General features: G+C 34.6%; 25 protein-coding genes. 10 read left to right on the top strand and 15 right to left on the bottom strand.

The genetic code is table 11. From position 1 onward, the window contains the following. Positions 1-92: 92 nt before the first annotated feature. The 3 genes from nusB (at position 93) to yajC (ending at position 1,903) form a co-directional block, all read left to right on the top strand. A complete protein-coding gene (gene nusB / locus ACJJVJ_RS07015; protein WP_104516099.1) occupies positions 93-1,031 on the top strand; it encodes a transcription antitermination factor NusB in 939 nt (312 codons plus the stop codon). Between the two features lie 83 nt (positions 1,032-1,114). Continuing rightward, entirely contained in the window at positions 1,115-1,588 is a 474-nt protein-coding gene (locus ACJJVJ_RS07010; RefSeq protein WP_104516178.1) for a DUF1573 domain-containing protein, read from the top strand. Positions 1,589-1,606: 18 nt separating this feature from the next. Further along, the gene (yajC, locus tag ACJJVJ_RS07005) at positions 1,607-1,903 is read left to right on the top strand and encodes a preprotein translocase subunit YajC (protein ID WP_317044703.1); all 297 of its coding nucleotides are present in this window, start codon (positions 1,607-1,609) and stop codon (positions 1,901-1,903) included. A 70-nt stretch (positions 1,904-1,973) separates the two neighbouring features. Here the strand turns inward: yajC and ACJJVJ_RS07000 are convergent, their stop codons facing one another. The 7 genes from ACJJVJ_RS07000 to ACJJVJ_RS06970 all read right to left on the bottom strand — a co-directional run bounded on the left by ACJJVJ_RS07000 (position 1,974) and on the right by ACJJVJ_RS06970 (position 8,048). After that, positions 1,974-2,465, bottom strand: a complete 492-nt coding sequence (locus ACJJVJ_RS07000) for a cell division protein (protein ID WP_405369680.1) — start codon at positions 2,463-2,465, stop codon at positions 1,974-1,976. Between the two features lie 63 nt (positions 2,466-2,528). Then, complete coding sequence (locus ACJJVJ_RS06995; protein ID WP_405369679.1) at positions 2,529-3,500, bottom strand: hypothetical protein; 972 nt, start codon at positions 3,498-3,500, stop codon at positions 2,529-2,531. A 2-nt stretch (positions 3,501-3,502) separates the two neighbouring features. Continuing rightward, complete coding sequence (pepT, locus tag ACJJVJ_RS06990) at positions 3,503-4,735, bottom strand: peptidase T (protein WP_405369678.1); 1,233 nt, start codon at positions 4,733-4,735, stop codon at positions 3,503-3,505. 127 nt (positions 4,736-4,862) lie between these two features. Next, positions 4,863-5,306: a hypothetical protein gene (locus ACJJVJ_RS06985; protein WP_405369677.1), complete on the bottom strand. Its 444-nt coding sequence runs from the start codon at positions 5,304-5,306 to the stop codon at positions 4,863-4,865. Positions 5,307-5,473: 167 nt separating this feature from the next. Continuing rightward, positions 5,474-5,905 (bottom strand): hypothetical protein, encoded by a 432-nt coding sequence (locus ACJJVJ_RS06980; RefSeq protein WP_405369676.1) that lies wholly within the window; start codon positions 5,903-5,905, stop codon positions 5,474-5,476. Between the two features lie 62 nt (positions 5,906-5,967). Further along, positions 5,968-7,398, bottom strand: a complete 1,431-nt coding sequence (locus tag ACJJVJ_RS06975; RefSeq protein WP_405369675.1) for a CCA tRNA nucleotidyltransferase — start codon at positions 7,396-7,398, stop codon at positions 5,968-5,970. 2 nt (positions 7,399-7,400) lie between these two features. Beyond that, positions 7,401-8,048 carry an L-threonylcarbamoyladenylate synthase gene (locus ACJJVJ_RS06970; protein WP_405369674.1) on the bottom strand — a complete coding sequence of 216 codons (648 nt, stop codon included), beginning with the start codon at positions 8,046-8,048 and terminating at the stop codon, positions 7,401-7,403. Between the two features lie 201 nt (positions 8,049-8,249). Between ACJJVJ_RS06970 and ACJJVJ_RS06965 the strand changes: the two genes are divergently transcribed. Continuing rightward, positions 8,250-9,359 carry a glycosyltransferase family 4 protein gene (locus tag ACJJVJ_RS06965; RefSeq protein ID WP_405369673.1) on the top strand — a complete coding sequence of 370 codons (1,110 nt, stop codon included), beginning with the start codon at positions 8,250-8,252 and terminating at the stop codon, positions 9,357-9,359. On the opposite strand, the gene ACJJVJ_RS06960 is transcribed toward ACJJVJ_RS06965, so the two are convergent. Then, positions 9,356-10,147, bottom strand: a complete 792-nt coding sequence (locus ACJJVJ_RS06960; RefSeq protein ID WP_405369672.1) for a glycosyltransferase family 2 protein — start codon at positions 10,145-10,147, stop codon at positions 9,356-9,358. The genes ACJJVJ_RS06965 and ACJJVJ_RS06960 overlap by 4 nt on opposite strands. 97 nt (positions 10,148-10,244) lie before the next feature. On the opposite strand from ACJJVJ_RS06960, the gene ACJJVJ_RS06955 reads away from it, so the two are divergent. Continuing rightward, on the top strand, positions 10,245-11,003 hold the full coding sequence (locus ACJJVJ_RS06955; RefSeq protein ID WP_405369671.1) for a lipopolysaccharide kinase InaA family protein: 759 nt from the start codon (positions 10,245-10,247) through the stop codon (positions 11,001-11,003). After that, positions 11,000-11,839: a glycosyltransferase family A protein gene (locus ACJJVJ_RS06950; RefSeq protein ID WP_405369670.1), complete on the top strand. Its 840-nt coding sequence runs from the start codon at positions 11,000-11,002 to the stop codon at positions 11,837-11,839. The genes ACJJVJ_RS06955 and ACJJVJ_RS06950 overlap by 4 nt, the downstream gene beginning before the upstream one ends. On the opposite strand, the gene ACJJVJ_RS06945 is transcribed toward ACJJVJ_RS06950, so the two are convergent. Continuing rightward, positions 11,836-12,600: a glycosyltransferase family 2 protein gene (locus tag ACJJVJ_RS06945; RefSeq protein WP_405369669.1), complete on the bottom strand. Its 765-nt coding sequence runs from the start codon at positions 12,598-12,600 to the stop codon at positions 11,836-11,838. The genes ACJJVJ_RS06950 and ACJJVJ_RS06945 overlap by 4 nt on opposite strands. A 114-nt stretch (positions 12,601-12,714) precedes the next feature. On the opposite strand from ACJJVJ_RS06945, the gene ACJJVJ_RS06940 reads away from it, so the two are divergent. Next, positions 12,715-13,545 (top strand): glycosyltransferase, encoded by an 831-nt coding sequence (locus tag ACJJVJ_RS06940; RefSeq protein ID WP_405369668.1) that lies wholly within the window; start codon positions 12,715-12,717, stop codon positions 13,543-13,545. Positions 13,546-13,565: 20 nt separating this feature from the next. Here the strand turns inward: ACJJVJ_RS06940 and ACJJVJ_RS06935 are convergent, their stop codons facing one another. Beyond that, entirely contained in the window at positions 13,566-14,630 is a 1,065-nt protein-coding gene (locus ACJJVJ_RS06935; protein ID WP_405369667.1) for a glycosyltransferase family 9 protein, read from the bottom strand. Continuing rightward, positions 14,630-15,445 (bottom strand): 2,3,4,5-tetrahydropyridine-2,6-dicarboxylate N-succinyltransferase, encoded by an 816-nt coding sequence (locus tag ACJJVJ_RS06930; RefSeq protein WP_104516119.1) that lies wholly within the window; start codon positions 15,443-15,445, stop codon positions 14,630-14,632. Before ACJJVJ_RS06930 ends, ACJJVJ_RS06935 begins: the two co-directional genes overlap by 1 nt. 103 nt (positions 15,446-15,548) lie before the next feature. On the opposite strand from ACJJVJ_RS06930, the gene ruvX reads away from it, so the two are divergent. The 3 genes from ruvX to ACJJVJ_RS06915 all read left to right on the top strand — a co-directional run bounded on the left by ruvX (position 15,549) and on the right by ACJJVJ_RS06915 (position 17,105). Then, positions 15,549-15,968, top strand: a complete 420-nt coding sequence (gene ruvX, locus ACJJVJ_RS06925) for a Holliday junction resolvase RuvX (protein WP_104516180.1) — start codon at positions 15,549-15,551, stop codon at positions 15,966-15,968. Between the two features lie 54 nt (positions 15,969-16,022). Continuing rightward, positions 16,023-16,613, top strand: a complete 591-nt coding sequence (gene def / locus ACJJVJ_RS06920; protein ID WP_405369666.1) for a peptide deformylase — start codon at positions 16,023-16,025, stop codon at positions 16,611-16,613. 96 nt (positions 16,614-16,709) lie between these two features. Then, complete coding sequence (locus ACJJVJ_RS06915) at positions 16,710-17,105, top strand: DUF5606 domain-containing protein (protein ID WP_405369665.1); 396 nt, start codon at positions 16,710-16,712, stop codon at positions 17,103-17,105. A 75-nt stretch (positions 17,106-17,180) separates the two neighbouring features. Here ACJJVJ_RS06915 and ACJJVJ_RS06910 read toward each other — a convergent pair whose 3' ends face one another. From ACJJVJ_RS06910 to rlmD, 4 genes are read right to left on the bottom strand one after another with little or no spacing between them, the layout of a single operon-like run. Beyond that, positions 17,181-17,894 (bottom strand): DUF6048 family protein, encoded by a 714-nt coding sequence (locus tag ACJJVJ_RS06910; protein WP_245890720.1) that lies wholly within the window; start codon positions 17,892-17,894, stop codon positions 17,181-17,183. Next, a complete protein-coding gene (locus tag ACJJVJ_RS06905) occupies positions 17,857-18,372 on the bottom strand; it encodes a DUF6452 family protein (protein WP_104516123.1) in 516 nt (171 codons plus the stop codon). The genes ACJJVJ_RS06910 and ACJJVJ_RS06905 overlap by 38 nt, the downstream gene beginning before the upstream one ends. 4 nt (positions 18,373-18,376) lie before the next feature. Beyond that, the gene (locus ACJJVJ_RS06900) at positions 18,377-18,913 is read right to left on the bottom strand and encodes a TlpA disulfide reductase family protein (RefSeq protein WP_104516124.1); all 537 of its coding nucleotides are present in this window, start codon (positions 18,911-18,913) and stop codon (positions 18,377-18,379) included. A 12-nt stretch (positions 18,914-18,925) separates the two neighbouring features. Next, positions 18,926-20,344, bottom strand: a complete 1,419-nt coding sequence (gene rlmD / locus ACJJVJ_RS06895) for a 23S rRNA (uracil(1939)-C(5))-methyltransferase RlmD (protein ID WP_405369664.1) — start codon at positions 20,342-20,344, stop codon at positions 18,926-18,928. Positions 20,345-20,484: the final 140 nt, after the last annotated feature.

Raw genomic sequence — 20,484 nt, 5'->3', positions numbered from 1 at the left:
AAGTAGAAACGAGGTTAATAGTTATTATAATTCCGCTTTCGCGAAAGCTAACTTAAACAATAGCTCGCTAGAGTAATAAATAAAACGTTCTTATGCTTACCAGAAGACAATTGCGCATCAAAGTAATGCAAGCAGTTTTTTCTTTTCAACGTCAAAATACAGACGATTTAAAAGACCTTGAAAAGTTTATCAACACTAGTATGACGCAATCATACACGCTGTTTTTATACATGGCGCAACTGCTGGTTAAAATCCATGAAGAGGCTGTAGAAAGACATGGAAAAAAGCAAAGAAGATTGCTTTCTTCTAATGTAGAAGAAAATCCATCAAGACACTTTATTGATAATAAAATTTTATTACAATTAAGAGAGAGCGAGGCGCTTAAAGATGCGTTACAACAACGTGATCTAGATCCATGGCATCTAGATTCTAAGTATGTAGAAAATCTTTATTTCAAAATTCAAGAAAGCAAGACCTTTGTCGTTTATTCTATGGATGAAGAGCCTTCACTTAAAAAGGATCTAAAATTCTTAACCTACATCTACGAAGATATTATCGCACCTAGTGATGAGTTGCTAGATTACCTAGAAGACATCAACATCACATGGACCGATGATTTTCCACTAGTTAATTCTACCATGATTCAATTTATGCGTAAGATTAAACCTTTAAAGGAAGTTGTATTACCACCTTTATTTAAAGATCAAGAAGACGCAAAGTTTACTATGAATCTTTTTAGAAAGACATTGTTAAACATTAATGAACTATCTGCTCGTATAGAAGGTAAAACACCTAACTGGGATAAAGAACGTATCGCTCAAATAGATATGGTGCTGATTATGATGGCACAAGCAGAGTTTTTATACTTCTCAGACATACCGGTTAAGGTTACTATCAATGAATATCTTGAGATAGCTAAAGATTATAGTACTCCTAAAAGTGCCAATTTTATCAACGGTATTCTAGATAATTTACTCAAGGAATTTGAGAAAAATGATCAGCTACATAAAATGGGGAGAGGTTTAATGTAAGGTTAAGTTAATAGCGTTGGATTAAAACATGTTTTTAATTACATTTGCTTTACATTTTTTAGAAATTATTAAAATAAAACATGATGAAAAAATTAGTTTTGATGGTAGCTGCTGTAGCTACAATGGCTTTAACTAGCTGTAACGAAAAAGCACAATCTGCAACAATCGATGAAGCAAACCTTACCGCTGCAGCTGCAAGTAAAGAAGTTGCTGGTGACTATCCAGAAATGACTTTTGCTGAAACTGAATTTGATTTTGGTACTGTAGAAGAAGGTGCTGTAGTTGAGCATGAATATAAGTTTACGAACACAGGAAGTGCTCCACTTATCGTTGTAAACGCAAAAGGATCTTGTGGTTGTACAGTTCCTACTTGGTCTAAAGAGCCTATCGCTCCTGGTGCTGAAGGTACTATGCTAGTGAAATTTAACACTAACGGTAAGCCTAACGCACAGACTAAAACAGTTACTATTAAGGCAAATACAGAATCTGGTACTGAGTCTATCCGTATTAAAGGTTTTGTAAATCCTAAGGCTAAGGCTGGCGCGCCTAACGCATAAGGATTTTTTATTATGGACATGAATACCATTATAAACTTTGCGCCTTACCTGCTTATCATCGGAGTGTTCTACTTTTTGATCATGCGACCACAAGCACAAAAGCGTAAAGAAGAAAAAACTTTTGCAGAATCACTTAAAGTGGGTACCAAAGTAATTACTACTAGCGGTATACACGGTAAAGTAAATCAAATTAATCCTGAAAAAGGAACCGTTTTGATTGAAACAGGTGCTGGTAAAATTACTTTTGAAAGATCTGCAATATCTGTAGAGCTGACAAAGAAATTATCTGAAACAGTGATTACTAAAGAAAATTAAGAACAGTTTATGTTCATTTATAAAACCCTTGAGAGATCAAGGGTTTTTTTTGTGTCTCGTTTTAATTAAATTATTTGTGTTTATCCATTCCAGGTAACTCCTTCCATCTTCCATCTTCAGCGACATCTTTTAAAGTTTTATTGCGTTGTTCTAAAAGACGCGTCATATAGTTTTTCAGAAATAGAGTATCCGCTAGTTTACCTAGAATACCTAATGGTGAGGTGTAATTGAATACATCCTTCATGAGTGTAGAGCCATCTCCTTGTTGTTCAAAAAAATGTTCATGTTTAAAATGCTTGAAGGCTCCTTTTACTAGCTGGTCTGCAAAATAATTGTGCGGTTCTACATCTGTAATTAAACTAGTCAGTTCTTGAGTAAACCCTAAGTGCTTTGCTCTCCAGGTAACAGTTTCTCCTTTTTCTACAAGACCAGTCGTTCTTCCTGCAATGGCTTTTTCATTTGTGTGTTCTAGTGATAATATATGCAAGTCTATACTTCTAGCTAGATCAAAAACTAGTTCTATGGGTTCGTTTATAGTAGTAGAAAGATGTAAACTGGGCATTTTTTGTGTTTATTGATGATTTTTTTCTTTCACGAACTAAAGTTGTAGTAAAAATTAATAGGTCTAACAATTACTACATTCCCTACTCTCCATAGAAAAAGGTATTCTAACATAAGATTGTACTGGTATGCCTCTTACTTGAGCTGGTTTCCATTTTACATTCATACTTCGTAGACCTCTAATGGCCATTTCATCAGGTCCTTTACCCATTCCATCCTTTATTTTAATATCACTTACATTACCTTCTTTATCGATAACGAAAAGTATGCTCATATTAGTACTGTAATCGTTATTGTTGAGTTCTATTAAATCATAATAATGACTTATGTGTATCTGTAACTTACGCATAAACTTTTTAGAATTCATCAAAGGTTGAGCACTTTGAGAATAGGAATCATACGTGTAACTTTTTCCATTGTGATAGCTTTTTCCAGATTTTGGAACCCCATCTTCGTATATTTCTTCATATACTAAGCTGTTGTTTTTGTACGCTTTCCATAAACCACTAGCTTTTTGGTTTTTGTAATGACCACTCAGGCTATCTATTGCCTTACTGTCGCCTTTGTATGGACCATTAAAAATCCCATTCCCATCTTTGATAGAGACACTACCATCTAGCTCTTTTTTATATTTGTAATAACATGGTACACCTTCTTCACTAGATTTACTCAAAGCATAGTTTTCTAGTAAGTTTCCAGTGGAATCATAAACAGATTGATAACCTACTATTCGGCCACTTGAATAAGTAAGTTGCCTCATCTTATTACCATTATTGTAAAACCATTGCCAGGTACCAGTTCTATAATCTGTTCTTATTTCCAAATAACCTTTTGAAAATAGCTGATCATTCTGCTTGTAATAAGTTTCCTCTTTTATTAAACCTATAGATGCATCTGCTTCTTTAATTTGATAAAAGACTGCTGCTGTAGAATCGGTTACCACTTTTCTATTGTTATCTAGCCAGCTCTTTTCTTGAGCAATGGCTACCGCAAATAGACCAAGGGTTAATACTATGGCCAATGAATATTTGATCATTTTTATTTCTTTTCAGCTACTAATTCTGCTATTCTTACTATCACCTCTGTAGCTTTTATCATACTCTCTACAGGAACATATTCATAAGGGCCATGGAAATTATGACCACCAGCAAAAATATTTGGACACGGTAATCCCATATAACTCAATTGAGATCCATCTGTACCACCGCGTATAGGTTTAATAAGAGGTGTAATGCCTAGATCTTTCATCGCCTGTTCTGCAACATCTACGATATGCATTACCGGCTCTACTTTCTCACGCATGTTGAAGTATTGATCTTTGATTTCTATACTTACTGCCTCACGATCATATTGCTCATTAAGAGTGTTTACAAGGTTTTGCATCACTTCTTTACGTGCTTCAAAATGTTCTTTATCGTGATCTCTAATGATGTACTGTAATTCTGATTTTTCTACCGCTCCTTTCATATTATGCAGGTGAAAGAATCCTTGGTATTCCTCTGTATGTTCTGGAGTTTCCATTCTAGGTAAAGAGTCGATAAATTCCTGAGCTACATACATGGAGTTGATCATTTTTCCTTTGGCATATCCTGGGTGAACTATTTTACCATAAAAAGTTACTACCGCGCCAGCAGCATTAAAATTTTCATATTCTAGTTCTCCTATCTGGCTACCATCCATTGTGTAAGCCCAGTCTGCACCAAATTTCTCTACGTCAAACTTATGTGCACCGCGACCTATTTCTTCATCTGGTGTAAAACCTACCTTAATAGCACCGTGTTTAATTTCTGGATTGTCCAGCATGTGCTTCATCGCAGTCATTATTTCGGTAATTCCAGCTTTATCGTCTGCAGCTAGTAGGGTAGTACCGTCTGTAGTAATAATGGTCTGTCCTTTGTATTGTTTTAAATCGTCAAAATATTCTGGAGATAAAACAAGATCAGATCCTTTTAAAGGAATATCACCACCATCATATTTTTCTATAATTTGAGGTTTAATATCCTTACCGGTAAAATCTGGAGTACTATCAAAGTGCGAGATAAAACCTATAGTAGGTGTTTCATGTTCTACATTTGATGGTAGAGTAGCCATTATATATGCATTCTCATCTATAGTCACATCGCTCATTCCCATATCTATAAGCTCTTGATGTAATTTGCGTGCAAGATCCCACTGCTTTTCACTACTAGGAGTTGTGTCACTATTAGGGTCTGACTCCGTATCGATGGTGATGTAACTTATGAAACGTTCTATGATTTCTTGCTTCTTCATGGCTTTTTTTTGTTGTGTAAAGATAGTTTGATTCCGCTTTCGCGAAAGCGGAATTTTTCAAAAACTCTTTATATAAATATTAATTTATTGATTTGAGAATGTGATGGATAAAGGGTTGTTTGCAATATTACCAGCGATTATTATAAACCGATAACGGATTATAAGATCTATGTAATGCGGTGTTTCTATTGGCTTCAAAAAAGGCAGGATTACTAGACTTAAATTTTCTAGCAAATCGATCGTTTTCTAAATACACATTTACAGCCTTGCGGTCTTTTTTAAATCTTAATCTGCCAAAATCTGTGTTTGCATTAGGCGTATAAGGCTTAGACTCTAAGGACTGTGATTCATTATAAATGGAAACCATATCGATGGTTTTTACTCCAGGAGTTATAGAAAAACCTGTGTTAGGATTAACTATATTATTGCTGTCTAGACTCAAAGTAATATTGATTTGATGCTCTGGCATTAAAAAAAGATTGAAACCTTGAAGGTTATCATTATTTAATTCCTGTCCATAATTGATGGAGCATGCGCAACAAATAATAATAAAAGAGACCCATTTATTCATAGTTTTAAAGATAGATAATGAAAAAGGATTTAGCAAAAAAAATTGAGTTACATTGCTGTAACTCTATTCTTAAAATGAGATAGATTACATTGTTTTAAAATTATTTAATGATACCATGTGAATTGATATAAATACCGCTTTTACAATAGCGATACATTTATTAAATTCTAGAAATTAGGTACTCCAGTATAATCTGTGTAACCTGCGCTTAAAATGGAGTTGCGATTTGCTTCAAAAAAAGCAAGGTTATTGTTTTTAAAAGCTACTCCAAAACGATTGTAATCTCCAAGAACAAAGAAAGGCTTATTATAAACCTCTTGAGTATTAAGAGGCTTCTCTAGCGATAAATAATACAAATTTGCTGGGTTGCTAAAATCTATTTTATCGGTTTGTAATTTTGATTGTGTTGTAAATGTTATGGTCTCTTGGGTAAAACATTTTGCAAATAATTCTAAATCACTAGTTGTAATACTGGATTTAAAATTAATGTCGCACGAATCTTTTTTTACTGGTATATCTTGCAATAAATTGTGTTGCGCAAACATGAAAGCACTAATAAATAAACAAATTATAAACGATGCTATTTTTGATGCTTTCATGATTGTTAGTTTTAAAACACTTAAATATAGTGATTTAAAAATCTGTAGGTCTTAAAATAAATTTATTTTTTAAGTGTTAAACCCAGGCTTTTTCCTTTTTCGAGCATAAATTGATATGCTGCATCGTGCTCGTTAGGAATCACGCCATCGAGGATAGAGTCTTTAATAGCGGTTTTAATGATTCCTATTTCTTTACAAGGTTTCAGGTCAAAGGCTAGCATGATTTCTTCTCCAGTAACTGGTGGTTGAAAATTGCGTACATGATCGCGTTCTTCTACCTCGACTATTTTATCGCGCACCTGTTGAAAGTTTGCGTGATACTGTTTAAAACGCCTAGGATTTTTAGTGGTAATATCTGCCTCACATAGAATCATTAGATCTTCTATATGCTCGCCAGCGTCGTGTACTAGTCTTCTCACAGCGCTGTCTGTAGCGCTCTCGTCAATAACAGCTATAGGTCGGGAGGACATGCGCACCATTTGCTGCACAAATTTCATCTTATCATTTAACGGCATTTTTAATCTTTTGAAAAGATGGAAGACCATTTTTGCTCCCTTGAACTCGTGTCCATGAAAAGTCCAACCTACCTTTTTACTAAATCTCTTGGTAGGTGCTTTACCTATGTCATGAAGTAGTGCTGCCCAGCGCAACCACAGGTCTTCTGTATTGCGTGATATGTTATCTACTACTTCTAGCGTGTGATAGAAGTTGTCTTTGTGTTTTTGTCCTTCTACTTCTTCAATACCTTTTAAGGCTGTGAGTTCTGGCATTATTAATCTAAGCAAACCAGTCTTTTCAAGTAATAGAAAACCTAATGATGGTTCTTTACATAACATGATTTTATTAATCTCTGTAACGATACGCTCTTTTGATATAATTTCAATTCTATGTGCATTGCGTTTTATACTTTCAAAAGATTTAGATTCTATCCTAAAACCTAATTGAGATGCAAATCTAATAGCGCGTAGCATTCTTAATGGGTCATCACTATAAGTAATGTCAGGATCTAATGGTGTGCGTATAATCTTATTCTCTAGATCATTGATGCCATTAAAAGGATCTAATAAAGCGCCGTAGTTTTTTCTATTAAGAGAAAAAGCCATTGCGTTAATGGTAAAATCACGACGGTTTTGATCATCTTCTAGGGTGCCATCTTCTACAACAGGATTGCGACTGCCTCGATCATAACTTTCTTTTCTTGCACCTACAAATTCTAATTCTAGATCGTCTGTTTTAACCATGGCGGTGCCGTAGTTTTTAAAGACACTTACTTTGGTGCTGTGTGGTAATAGTTCTTCTACTTTGCGAGCTAGTGTAATACCGCTTCCTACGGCTACTACATCTATGTCTTTTTTCTGACTGCGTTTAAGGAAGAAATCTCTTACATATCCACCTATTACATAAGCTGGTAATTCTAGTTCTTCTGCTGCCTGACTTAAAGTTCTAAAAACGTTTTCTTGAATGGCTTCAGGGTAATGTGTTTTTTGATCCATTCTTACTCGCGTATAATTTTAATAACTCCATTACTAGAGATCTTCATAATAGAAGATGGTTTAATATTTTTATGAACAAGAGGTAAGTCCATTACATGGTCTACTCTTGCAATTAAATCTGGATGAATATCTGTAAAGTTAACTGGAGAAGGTGAGCCACTTATGTTTGCACTGGTAGAAACGATAGGTTTGCGTAATTTCTTAATGATAGACCTACACAATGGATCGTTAGTAACTCTTACGGCTAGTGTGTTGTCTTGAGCTACTACGTTTTCTGCTACATTTTTAGGCCTGTCGAATACGATAGTAAGAGGCTTTTTATTCACCTTAAGAACCTCCCAAGCCATATCAGGTACATCTTCAATAATAGATTCTAACATTTGAAAGCTGTCTACAAGAACTAGTAAAGATTTAGATTTATCACGTTCTTTAATTTTAAATATTTTTTCTACTGCGTCATAATTACTAGCGTCACAGCCCAAACCATAAATGGTGTCTGTTGGGTAAATAAGAGTCTGACCTTTTTTAAGAGCCGTTACAGCTAGGTTAATAGCCTCACGAGGTAATTCTACCTCTATTTGCTTATCCTTACTAGGTTTACGACCTCTTACTTGGTCTCTTCTATTTCTACTTCTATCACTTCTTCCCATGGTTTGCAAAATTAAGTTTTCTATTCTTAATAACGATATTTATGAATGTCAAACCATTTGAAAGTTGCTATATTAATTGTGATCTGATCAATTATTTGGCTCTACTCGTTTGGATGGACTTAAATTAAAATTTTGATTCCTTTCTTTTCTTGTAAATTTGACCTCTTCTTGCTTTCAAGAATAATTTTAAAATCTGATACTTTGAAAATATTACATGTGAATGGTGCGCGTGGTTATGGTGGTAATGAGCAGCAACTTCTTGATATAGCAAGTAAGCTTTCTGAGCTTAAAGTTAACAATGCTGTTTTTTGCGCTCTAAATAGTGAACTTTCAACAAGGTTAAAACCTTATCCTGGTATAGAAGTTTTTACAGCTGTAGATAAAAAATTTAAAAATGCAGTAAATCGCAAAGAGTTTAAAAGAGTTATTACTCAATTTAAGCCAGATCTTGTACATCTTCATACAAGTAATGCACTTACTCTATACTTTTTTACGGCTGTTTTATCATCCCTAGATATTCCTGTGGTATTCTCTAAAAAAGGAATGAGCAGTAGTATGAGCTTTTTAAGTAAGTACAAGTATAATTATAAAGGTATCGATGCAATTATTTGTGTTTCCCAAACAGTTAAAGAAGCCATGCAACGTGTAGTTATGTTTGAGAAAAATTATAACAAACTGTTAGTAGTTCCAGATGGAGTGGATGAAGAAAGGCCAATGATTCTTCAAGACTCATCAGCTGTATTAGAAAGTAATGAAAAATCTGTACAAATAGGAAATGTTGCAAATCACGATGACAGGAAAGATCTTCCTACTCTAGTGCGCGCTGTAGATCATTTAGTTAACGAGCTTAATTATACAGATTTTAAGGTGCATCAAATAGGGATGTTCAGAGATAAGCAAAGCCCTGAAATAGTAGCTCTTATTAAAGAATTAAATCTAGGTTCTTATATAAAATTATATGGTTTTGTAGAAGAAGCTGCGCGAGCTTATGAAGAGATGGATATTTTTTTAATGACCTCTAAGCATGAAGGTGGGCCATCTTCACTTCTAGAGGCTATGAGGTTTAAAAAAGCCGTAGTAAGCACCAGGGTAGGAGTAGTGCCAGATGCTGTTTTAAATAATGAGACTGGTTTTATAGTGGCTCCTAAAGATTATAAAGCACTAGCTGAAAAATTGTTAGTTCTATGCCAGGATAAAGATCTTAGAGATCAATTTGGAGAGGCTGGTTATGCACATTTTTCAAAAAACTTTACGGCACAGCAAAGCGCTAGAAAAACTTTAGATATTTATAAGAAGGTACTAGAGGTTTAAAGATATTGATCGACACCTTTCTGGGCATAAGTATTTCCAGAGTTTTCCATTTGTTTTTCTATTTCTAGATTTAAATGGACCTGGCTTTTATCTTGCTCTTTGTGATATACGTGATATACGATACCTTTATGTTTGATACGTTTACCTAAAACACCGTTGTTAATCATGCGTTGTATAAGTTCACTGTCGTCGATTCCCCAACCTACTAATTCTTCATTAAAGCCATTTACAGCTATAAAGTCTTTGCGCCAAAAGGACATGTTGCAACCTCTTAATTTTTTAGATCTTTTAGTTTCTTTCTTTGCGCTATTTGCTAGTAAAGGAATGCGCAATGTTCTATTGCGTTTTTTGATGCCTTTTGAGAAGTAATTAAAATCTATTTGTTTGTTTTTAAATAACTTTTCTAAATGGCTTTCCTGAATATTTACGCGACTACCGAATAGGTAAACACCTTCTTCAGCCATAGAAAGGTGGTCTTTTACAAAGTCTTTATGTAAAATGATATCTCCATCTATCTCTAGAATGTAATCATAAGTAGCTCTAGCAATAGCCTTATTCATGATAGCAGGCTTTTGATTTCCATGATCTTCATGCCAGACATGGATAAGCGGTACGGGAAAATCTTTTTGATATTTTTCAATAAGCTCGCGTGTAGCTACTGTAGAGCCATCGTCTGCAATAATGACCTCGTTAGGTAATACACTTTGTCTTTTAACACTCAATAGTAGTAATTCTAGCGCATGTGGCCAGTTATACGTAGGAGTAACAAGAGAACATTTTAAAGACATAGAGATAAATAAAGTTGTACACTGCAATATTAAGTAATTCTATTCATTTGATAGTTTTTTCCGTTTCTTTGCGGTCTGTAAATAGATGGAAAATAAAATGAGTAGAGAAAAATTTGTTAGTGGCACGCTTTCGCGAAAGCGGTTTCAAGAAATACTCGATCTATTTCATCAATCTACTCAACAGTTAGGAGATGATCGTAATAAGATTAAAATAGTCACGTACCAAGGTGAGAAACTGGTAGTAAAGTCTTTTAGAACGCCTAATTTTATTAATAAAATAGCGTATCGATTTTTTAGAAAATCTAAGGCCGCTAGATCTTATTACAATGCACAGTATCTAGAACAACACGGTATAGGTACTCCATCGCCTATTGCTTTTCTAGAACAATTAACAGCTCTAGGGCTGCATGAAAGTTATTATGTAAGCGCCTATGCAAATCATGATTTTACCTATCGCGAGATTATAAATGATGATCAATTACAGGATAAAGAGAATATCTTAAAGCAATTTTCAAAATTCATGTACGACATGCATGAAGCCGGTATTTATTTCTTAGATCACTCACCAGGAAATACCTTGATAAAGAAAGAAGGAGCTGATTATAAATTTTCTTTGGTAGATTTAAATAGAATGAAATTTTATGATATCCCATATGAGGATAGATTAAAAAACTTTGAACGTTTATCTCCTAAAAAAGAGATGTATGAAATCATGGGAGCAGAGTACGCTTTACTTTCTAAGCAAGATCCACAGACTACTATAGAAACTATGTGGAAGTATACACAGCAGTTTCAAGAAGCATTTCACAGAAAGAAACGCATGAAGAAGAAAATTAAAGGTATTTTTAAATCATGAAGTTATCTGAAATTCCTAAGTCCATAAGCACGAGTCTAAAGATGGTGCTGATACCGATGTCTAGGCTAACCACTAATCCAGAAAAGAGAATACCTGTGATAGTGTCTTTAACTTCTATACCGACTAGATTGAGAACATTGCACATTACTATACGCAGTATGATGCAACAAGAGTATTTGCCCGAGAAGATTATTTTATGGCTCAAAGAAGACCTTAAAAATCAAATACCTAAAAGGCTTGCAAAATTAGAAGGAGATCTTTTTGAGATACGATATTCTGCTTATGGTTTCTCTCATAGAAAATTGATTCATAGCATAGAGGCATTTCCAGATAAGGCTATAATCACATGTGATGATGATGTTATTTATCAACCAAATACACTTAAGGTTATTTTTGAAGAACATCTTAAATTTCCAGACCAAGTTATAGGAAACAGGTGTCGTAAAATGACTTATTTAGATGGTCATGTAAATTCTTATAGTAAATGGCCTTTTGTAGTAGATCCACCAGCACAGAGTCCTCATAATATGCCAGTAGGTGCTTTTTGTGTTTTATATCCTGCAGGTAGCTTGCATAAGGATGTTCAAAATGTTGAACTTTTTACAAAATTAGCTCCTAAGGCAGATGACCTTTGGTTTAAAGCAATGGCTATTTTAAATGGGACAACCTCATTACAAAACAACTCTAGGCCAGAAATTCCTATTCCTATTTTAGGCACTCAGTTTGTAGCATTGAAAAAAGTGAATAAAGGACAAGATTTTAATCGAGTACAATGGGAGCAAATTTGCGTCCATTATCAGTTATCTGAAAGTAAGATAGAAAAATTACTAGCTTAATTTATACCCCTACGCAGTAGCCATAGTTTTACATATCTCATAAAGATTCCATAACTTCTTAGGTATGCAATGGTAAAACCTACAAATCCATCTAGAAAACCTAGTTGAATGATGTAGTGTTTAAAAAATCCCCAAAATGGTTTAACCACCACATGGAACAAGGTGATCTTGCCTACTTTTTTATCAAAATCTCTTGCTTGTAAACTAGCATAACGCTGTAGTTTATTTACATGGTGATCTATGTTTACATATTTATAATGCAAGAGCTTGTTGTCTAGCCAGCCTAGAGATCCATTTGTTTCTATTTCAGAATGTACGTGTTTATCAACGTATTTACATTTAGATTTTTGAAAAAGGCGTATTACTTTATCGTTTTTCCAGCCGCTGTAACGTACCTGTTTACCCATAAAGAAATTGCGTCTACCCATCCAGTAGCCTGTGTGACCGTTAGTCTCTAGATTAGGTAAAAGGTTAATGATTTCTTCTTTTAAGGCAGGTGTGACCCTTTCGTCTGCATCTACAAGTAAAATCCACTCGTTAGTTGCTTGCGGTATGGCCCAGTTTTTTTGAGAAGCACTGTGTACATATTCTCTAGAAAGTAATTTATCAAAATAGGGCTGTGCCAGTTCTACAGTATTATCAGTACTGTTACTGTCTACTAATATGACTTCGTTACAAAAACTTACACTTTTAAGCACTTCAACAATGTTGTGCGCTTCGTTATAAGCAGGTATTATGGCTGTTATTGGATATTTTGGCATGTGGTGACTAATCTACAAGATAAAAATCAAACAGTAGCAAAAATAACTTTGTTATCTTAATAACCCATCTTATATGATTAAATTTGTAAAAAATCAGAATACTATTTTCATTTTATGATTAAAGATCCATCTATATCGGTAATAATAAGTACATATAACTCTATTCCATGGTTAGAAAAAACCTTGTGGAGTTATGAGCATCAAATATTTAGGCAGTTTGAAATAGTTATTGCAGACGATGGGTCAAATGATGAGACTAAAGAATTTATAAAAAAATACAGTGAGAAAAGCTCTAAGAAAATCATACATGTATGGCATGAAGATAATGGTTTTCAAAAAAGTATGATTTTAAATAAAGCGTTATCTGCCTGTAATGCAGAGTATGTAGTAATGTCTGACGGTGATTGTATCGCGAGAGAAGATTTTTTACAGATTCATTACGAGCGTCGTGAGCATGGTTATTTTCTTTCTGGTGGTTATTATAAATTGCCATTAGAACTTTCTCAAAATATTACAGAAGAAGATATCGCTACTCAACGATGCTTTGATGCAAACTGGTTAAGAAGTAATGGATTACCTGCATCTTATAAGAACCAAAAACTAACATCAGGATTTGTTACCGCAAAGATTATGGAAAACCTAACACCGACTAATGCTAGTTGGAATGGGCATAATTCTAGTGGCTGGCTGGTAGATCTTAAAAAAGTAAATGGATTTGATGAGCGCATGCAATATGGTGGTCAGGATAGAGAATTGGGTGAGCGATTATTCAATTTAGGTATCAAATCAAAGCAAATACGTTATAGTGCCATCTGTTTACACTTAGATCACGCTCGTGGTTATAAGAACCAAGAATCTATTGATAAAAACAAGGCAATAAGAAAAGCTACAAGAGGTGAGAAGAAAGATTACACGCCTTATGGAATTGTGAAGGAAAGTAAATAGTTTTTAAAAACTATTATTAATTAATAATTCTCTCTAACAAATTTTGCTAGATCGGGAAACATCAACTCGGCATCAAATTGCTGGTATAATTCCATGGCTCTAGACTTCATGTTCTTAGGAGAGGAGTCTTTATATAGTTCTGGTAAATAATCTTGTAAATGTACAGAGATGTGTTTTTTACCATCTTCACTAACATTCCATGATGCTTTATTAATCCATGGGCTGAATATAGCAAACGTGGGTATTTCTAGTGCTTTACCCATATTAATAGCACCACCTTCATTACCTATTATACTTGTGCAGTGCGACAGTACTTTTAGAAAATCTCTAATACTAGGTGCAAATGCATCTATAAAGATGTGTTTTTGAGTAGTGATGGAGCAGGCATTATATATAGCTAGCGCTTCCTTTTTCTGACTAGGTATGTAATTAAAAAGGAATTGTGAGCCAGTCTGGTTTACAAAATTATCGAGCACCTTTGCCATGGAGGTAAATGGTAAAGTCTTATTTGCACTACTTCCTAAAACACTCACCATAGTAAGTGGTTTTTTAAGATCTATTCCAGACTCTAAAAGCCATTGTTCACCTTCTTTTTTCTCAGCTGGTGTGAGGTATATCTTAGGTTTTAAATGCCATTGCACATCGCTAGTTATAGGTGTGGTAAGCAACATGCGGCTGCCTAGTGCGATACCAGTTTTATAAATAGAGGTGTCTGGATTATTTTTTACGGCATCTGTATAAGCTAGTCTAGAGAACCACTTTTTATAGCCTATTCTTTGTTTTGCTCTAGATAAAAGAGATAGCACAGCGCTATTATTTTTTCCATAAGCATCTATGAGAAGGTCGTATTTTTTGTGTTTCAGCTTTCGCGAAAGCGAGATTATAAAACTCATTTTCTCAAAATCTGACTTAGTTACTTTTATCAAATTATCAATAGCTGGGTGATGTGCCACTAGAGCATCGGCATGTGCGATGATGAGGTAATCGATTTGAGCATCAGGATACGTGATCTTGAGCTGTTGTGCGATAATGGTACTGGTAAGTACATCACCTAGCATTTGATATTGAATGAGTAATATATGCACTAAACGGCTACATTATATTCACGTAAAGCATCATTTAATGAGGTCTTTTTGTTAGTGCTTTCTTTACGTCTACCTATGATTAAAGCACAAGGTACTTGAAACTCACCTGCAGCAAATTTTTTAGTATAACTACCAGGTATCACAACAGAACGTGCAGGTACACGACCTTTCATCTCTACAGGCTCATCACCAGTAACGTCTATTATTTTAGTACTCATAGTAAGAACAACATTTGCACCTAGAACAGCTTCTTTTTCTACGTGTACGCCTTCTACAACTATACAACGAGAGCCTATAAATGCACCGTCTTCTATAATTACTGGAGCTGCTTGTAGAGGTTCTAAAACACCACCTATTCCTACACCACCACTTAAGTGTACATTTTTACCTATTTGAGCACAACTACCTACGGTAGCCCATGTATCTACCATAGTACCTTCTTCTACATGCGCACCTATGTTTACATAAGATGGCATGAGGATAACACCCTTAGAGATGTAAGCTCCATGTCTAGCTACTGCATTAGGTACAACGCGTATTCCTTTTTCTGCATAGCCTGTTTTAAGAGGTATTTTATCATGATATTCAAATGGTGCACATTCTATAGTTTCCATTTTTTGAATAGGAAAGTAAAGTACAACGGCTTTTTTAACCCATTCATTTACTTGCCATCCATCTTCTGTAGGCTCTGCAACACGTAATGTACCGCGATCTAGCATGTCTACAACTTCTCTTATAGCGCTTTTAGTTACTTTGTTTTCTAAAAGGGAACGATCTTCCCACGCATTTTCTATAACATTTCTCAATTGATCCATGGTGTTCTTTTTTTTACAAATATAATAGCTAGCTCTTTGAATTGATACTTTGCAGGTAGCATATTAGGGCATCCTTATGGATTTGGTTATTTTTGCAATATATATGGCAAGATTACTAGCAATAGATTACGGTAAAAAAAGAACTGGAATAGCTGTTACAGATCCTATGCAAATTATTGCATCTGGTCTTACCACGGTTGCTACACGTGATTTAACCTCTTTTTTGCAAGAATACCTTAAAAAGGAAGATGTAGAAACTATAGTTTTAGGTGAACCTAAACAAATGGATTATACAGATAGTGAGTTAGGGCCATGGTTGAGAAAGTACACAGTTCAATTACAAGAACTGTTTCCTGATGTAAAAATAGAGCGTGAAGATGAGCGTTTTACTTCAAAAATGGCACATGCAGCTATGCTTAGTGGTGGGCTTAAAAAGAAACAACGCCAAAATAAGGCGTTAGTGGATGAGATAGCAGCCACGATCATATTGCAAAGTTATATGGACAGAAATCGTCCGTTTTAAATAATTAGTTTTTTAATTTTATGATTGAAAAGCATTAACAATTAATCATTTATTATGATTTTACCAGTAGTCGCTTATGGCGATCCAGTTTTAAGAAAGAAGGCAGTAGATATTACATCAGAACATCCTCAAATAAAGGAGATTCTAGACAATATGTGGGAAACTATGTATAACGCGAGTGGAGTAGGTCTTGCTGCGCCACAAGTAGGAATGCCTATTAGACTTTTTCTAGTAGATACGACTCCGTTTTCTGAAGACCCAGATCTCAGTCCAGAAGAAGCAAAGGAATTAAATGGGTTTAAAAAGACATTTATAAATGCTGAAATCCTTGAGGAAAATGGTGAAGAATGGGCTTTTAATGAAGGTTGTTTAAGTATACCTAACGTTAGGGAAGATGTTTTCCGTCAGGAAGAGATCGTTATACGTTATCTAGACGAAAACTTTAAAGAACACACAGAAACTTATAGCGGACTAATAGCTCGTGTTATACAACATGAGTATGATCACATAGAAGGTGTTTTATTTACAGATAAAATTTCAAGTCTTAAAAAGAGATTGATAAAAGGTAAATTATCTAACATCTCAAAAGGAAAAACTAATGTAGATTATAGAATGCGCTTTCCTGAAGTTAAGGGAAGAAGGTAGTTCTAGACAGATTTCACAAAGAAATGTTGAAATCTTAAAGTAATAGTTAAGGTAAAGTGTAATTATATATATTTGCCACCGTTAAAAAAGAAAAATATGAATTTAGATAATATACTTTCCATAACAGGTAAGCCAGGTTTATACCAATTAAAGAGTAAAGCAAAAAGTGGTTTTGTAGTTGAGTCTTTGTTAGATAACAAAACTTCTATAGTAGGAATTAGTCATAATGTAAGTGTTCTTAAGGATATCTCTATCTATACGTATTCTCAAGAAATGCCTTTAAAAGAGGTGTTTAAAAAGATAGCAACAAAGGAGTCTAATGGTCCTGCAATTAATCACAAGGGAAGTAAGAAAGAACTAGAAAGTTATTTTAATGAGGTACTGCCTGATTATGATGAAGATCGCGTTTATGCAAGTGATATTAAAAAAGTATTACAGTGGTATAATTTACTACAGAGTAATGATATGTTAGGTTCTCTAGAAGAGGAGTAAACTTAAAGTTATCATATAAAAAGAAAAGCCTTTCCATAATAGGAAAGGCTTTTTTTATGTCTTTGAAAATGTGATTTATTTTTTGAAAAATGGAATTCTGTACATGATTCCATAAGAATAACCTACACCTATATTTCCAGTGTCAAAAGTTCTGCCATATCCTGGGACATAGAGATTATCAAAATTATCAGGTGTTTTTTCTGATACCTGACGCTTTAATTGAAAGTTTGCTGTCATGTATAGGTTGTTCAACACTTCAACTTTTAAACCTAGTTGTATTTCTAGCCAGATCATATTTAGACCTGTAAATTCTCGATCTACAGCGTTAGTGAAAACAGGAAAGTAGTTGTTATCTATATTATAATCATATCGGTTTAAGGTTTGTGACATGGTGGCATATCCTATTCTCGCACCACCATAAATCATGTTATCCATATCCAGCCAGTTTTGATAGAAATTATAATCTACACCTGCTTTTATGAATGACCCTGATGTTTCATAATCTACGCTTTCGCTTATTCTGTCTAGAGATTCATTACCTAGCTCTCCAGCAATATAAAGTCTGTCGCTTAGTCGGTAATCTGCTAGGACTTGAAAACCGGTGTACTCATCGTCAAGTGCGGTTCTTATTAAACTAGCAAGATCTAGACCAGCACGCAACCCATAAGATTTTTTATAAACGATGCTGTCTTTTTCTATCTCGTTTTCGCCTTGAGCGTTACTAGTAAAAAAAGTAAGTATGGCTAGTATGCTAATGAAGTATTTGAACATGTATGTCTTCTGTATCATTAGTTATATTATTTTCTACAATTACGGTCCTGTTGATCCATTGCGTGCCGGTAGTCTCTGGAGTAAGAATAGCAACTAGGTTGTCATAAATGATTCTAAAACCACAAGCTCTACTCACATACTCTTCTTCTAGTATGTAATTAAAATCTATGTTATCAGAATTTATAGTGCCGTCTTCAGTTAAGATAAAGTCATAACTAGTTCTATTACCATCAGTACGTAAAGGTATAGAAATGGTTTCTACGTCTGTAAGAGTGGTAGAATCATTGCTATCTAGTGGTGCAAGCTCTGTACTGCCTATTTCTTGTACTTGAATTTGATCTACCGCTTTAAGATTAAGAGGGTTAAGTACGTCTCTAAATTCAATTACTAGCCTAGGAGTAACTGCCTGGTCTGTTGTGCATAAATCATCTTTTTCACAGCCATTAAATAAAATGACTGCGAGTAGGACTAAAAGAATGCTGAAAAATCTTTTCATAGAACTATGGAGTGCTATTAGTCATATCAACAACTTCATCATTGATCAACTTTGTTAAAATGTCTGACGTAGGTCCGTGACTAGGTCTGTGTATATAGTCAGATAGTACCTGATTTCCTTTTTTATCATAGATCGTATAAGTTGGGAAACCTATTAAGTTTAATTGCTGTTGTACAATGGAAGCTTGCTGGTCTGTGAGGAAATAATGTTTCCCTTTTATATTATACTCTTCTATAGAAGGTAAATAGGTAGCTTCTTTACTTGCGTGGCATAGGTAGATAAATTCTACATCTTCTTTAAATTTTTCATGTAAAGCAGGTGATGCTTCTTTAAACTCTGCCTTACAAGGTGCGCACCAGGTTGCCCAGTTGTCTATGTAGATAACCTTGCCGTCTGCATTGGCTACAATTTCATCAATAAATGTAGATGCGTCGTCATTAGAAAAGGTGAGTATTTCTATGTCGTTAGATACTTCAACTTGCTCTTTTTTACAGGCGACTGTAATAAAGAGCAAGATTATTATTGTGAAAATGTTTTTCATAATTTGATTTTTCTAGCTTTTAAGTTCTAGTAAAACTACGTTTTCTACGTGGTGCGTCTGTGGGAACATATCTACAGGTTGTACCTTTACTATAGAGTATTTCTCATCTAGTAACGCAAGATCACGTGCTTGTGTTGCACTGTTGCAGCTTACATATACAATGCGTTGTGCACTTAGTTTAATAAGTTGTGCTACCACATCTTTGTGCATACCATCTCTAGGTGGGTCTGTAATAACGATATCTGGCTGTCCGTGCTCGTCGATAAATTCTTGAGTAAAGACATCTTTCATATCTCCGGCAAAGAATGTTGTATTTTCTATACCGTTGTGTAGAGCATTTGTTTTTGCATCTTCTATAGCAACAGGTATAGCTTCTATACCTACCACGTGTTTTGCTTTTTTAGCAACAAATTGTGCGATGGTTCCTGTTCCTGTATAAAGGTCGTAAACCAGTTCTTCTCCAGATAATCCTGCAAAATCTCTAGTTATTTTATACAGCTCATAAGCTTGCTTGCTATTAGTTTGATAAAAAGATTTTGCATTAATTTTAAACTGCAAACCTTCCATTTCTTCAAAAATATGATCGCGGCCGTTATAGCATATCACATCTTGATCATAAATCGTGTCGTTTGCTTTTTCATTTATAATGTATTGCAATGACGTTATTTGTGGGAAGTTTTCCTTTAAATGATCTAATAAAGCAATTCTCTGTGCTTCATTATCTTCAAAAAATTGAATTACTACCATGTTCTCACCGGTAGAAGACATGCGTAACATTAATGTTCTTAATGTTCCTGTTTTTTCTCTTGGGTTAAAGTAGGATATGTTTTCCGCTTTCGCGAAAGCGTGCACACTCAACCTAATATCTTCTCCTATTTGAGGATGTAGATGGCACTCGTCTAGGTGTAAGATTTTATCCCACATTCCAGGGATATGAAAACCTAGCGCCTTTTTATCTTCTATTTCTACATCACTCTGAATTTCTTCTAGTGTCAACCATCGGTTTGCAGAAAAGCTGAATTCCATCTTATTGCGATAGTGGTATTGCTCTGAAGATCCTGCGATAGGAGTCATTTCTGGAAGATCTAGGTGGCCTATTCTTCTCAGGTTCTCTGCAACTTCTTTTTGCTTAAAATACAGCTGACTTTCATAAGTCATGTGTTGCCATTTACAACCACCACAGGTGTTGAAATGTTTACAAACAGGCTGCGCACGTCTGTGACTTAATTCAATAAATTCTGTAACGCGACCTTCATAGAAAGATTTCTTTTTCTTAAAAGTCTGGATGTTTACCACATCACCTGGTACAGCGTCTGTTAGGAAAATTACTTCTCCTTCTTCTGTTTTTGCTACACTTTTACCTCTTGCACCTGCATCTACTACTGGTACATTTTCAAAGGTCTTTTGAGCTCTTCTTCTTCTTTTTGACATAGGTGGTAAAATTAACGTAATTCCTTGTTTTTATAGAATCTTTAGGTATTTATGTTAGTGGTAGATTCTTGCGAAATTGATAAATTCTTAGATGTTTTAATTTTAATTCTGTAATCGAAATGATTAAATTGCGGCAAACG

The sequence above is a fragment of the Nonlabens sp. Asnod2-A12 genome, from assembly GCF_045063745.1.
Classification (GTDB): Bacteria; Bacteroidota; Bacteroidia; order Flavobacteriales; family Flavobacteriaceae; genus Nonlabens; species Nonlabens xylanidelens.
This window is presented reverse-complemented; position numbering and strand designations above follow the sequence as displayed.